The 1,600-nt window shown below is 69.1% G+C and carries 2 protein-coding genes and 1 pseudogene; all 3 read right to left on the reverse strand.

Annotation, left to right across the window (positions count from 1 at the left end):
• The coding region (locus KZA10_RS18280) for an ATP-binding cassette domain-containing protein (RefSeq protein WP_308289685.1) at positions 1–158 on the reverse strand (158 nt) is incomplete at its 3' end.
• On the reverse strand, positions 155–1,168 hold the full coding sequence (locus tag KZA10_RS14615; protein WP_218683247.1) for a metal ABC transporter solute-binding protein, Zn/Mn family: 1,014 nt from the start codon (positions 1,166–1,168) through the stop codon (positions 155–157). The genes KZA10_RS18280 and KZA10_RS14615, both read right to left, overlap by 4 nt.
• A gap of 169 nt (positions 1,169–1,337) precedes the next feature.
• Positions 1,338–1,600 (reverse strand): annotated as a pseudogene (locus KZA10_RS14620) (ATP-binding cassette domain-containing protein); the annotation flags it as partial.

Genomic DNA, 1,600 nt, shown 5'->3' on the forward strand with positions numbered 1-1,600 from the left:
AGCGTGGTCTTGCCCGACCCCGACGGGCCGAGCACCGCGATGAACTCGCCCGGCTCGACCGTGAGGTCCAGGCCCGACCAGAGTTCGCGATCTCCGCGGTGCAGGGACGCGTCGGAGATCGCGAGGACCGGTTTCTCGCGCTGTGCGGCGCCGCTCACGAGGTGACGGCAGCGGCGAGGCTCTGGATCGCGTCACTCATCCACTCAGAGTACGACGATCCGTCCTCGAGCAGCTCCGTGAAGGCGACGACGGGGATGCCGGCGTCCTTCGCGGCGGTCTCGACGCGCTGGGTCTCGGACCCGCCGGTCTGGGCGTTGGTCAGCAGCGCGGTGACCTGACCGCTGCCGATCACGTCGAGCGCCTGGAGCAGTACGGCCGGGGCCACATCGGTGCCCTCCTCGACCGACTCGGCGAACCCCTCGGGCGTGATGTCGGTGAATCCGGCGGCCGCGGCGAGGTAACCGGGCAGCGGCTCGGTGATGAAGACGCTGACGTCCGGCGCATCCGTCTTGAGGGTCGCAAGCTCCGTCTCGAAGCCCTCGAGGTCGGCGGTGAGGTCGGCCGCGTTGGCGGCGAACTCCTTCGCGCCGTCGGGGTCGAGCGCGGTCAGCTCGTCGGCGATGGCCTCGACGACGTGGATCATGGTGTGCGGATCGAACCAGACGTGCTCGTTGAAGCCCTCGATGTGGTCGTGGCCCTCGTGCCCCGCCTCGTCTTCGGCGTGGTCGTGCTCGGCCTCGTCGGCGTGCGCTTCGTCGCTGTGCGCTTCGTCGGCGTGCGCCTCGTCGTCGTGGCCCTCGTTGCCGGGGAAGTCGTGCGAGTACTCGACGGCCGTGACGACGTGCGGGTCCTTCGCATCCTGCAGCAGCGTGTCGATGAAGGCGTCGTAGCCGCCGCCGTTCTCGATCACGAGGTCGGCCTTCTGCACGGTCAGCCGGTCGCGGGCGCTCGCCTCGTAGGAGTGCGGATCCTGCGAGGCGGACGTGATGATCGACTGCACGTCGACGCGGTCGCCGCCGATCGTCGCGGCGATGTCGCCGTAGACGTTGGTGCTCGCGACCACCGTGATGGTGCCGTCGTCGCCCTCGCCCGTAGCCGGGGTGGAGCATCCGGCCAGTGTGAGAGCGGCGACGGATGCGAGGGCGAGGGCGACGACGGGCTTCTTCATGCCCTCACTCTAAACGCTAATGAGAACCATTATCAAATCCTCGCCGTTTCTCCCTCGCCATCTCACCGAGACCCACTCCACGCGCCGAAACCCATCGCCGCAGATGACCGGGGCGATGGGTCTCGGCGAGCGCGATGGGTCTCGGCGCAGATGTGGGCGGAACTCAGGCGCGCATGCTGGTGTCGGGAGCGAGCGAGCGCTGCTGTGGGATGTACCCGATGCGGGAGTTTCCGCGGTGCACGGGTTCCCCCGCGACGCGGATCGTCCCCGAGGACAGCGGCTGCAGCCCGAGGATGCTGCGAAGCAGCGTGGTCTTGCCCGACCCCGACGGGCCGAGCACCGCGATGAACTCGCCCGGCTCGACCGTGAGGTCCAGGCCCGACCAGAGTTCGCGATCTCCGCGGTGCAGGGACGCGTCGGAGATCGCGAGGA

The sequence above is a fragment of the Microbacterium sp. BF1 genome, assembly GCF_019279095.1.
Classification (GTDB): Bacteria; Actinomycetota; Actinomycetes; order Actinomycetales; family Microbacteriaceae; genus Microbacterium; species Microbacterium maritypicum.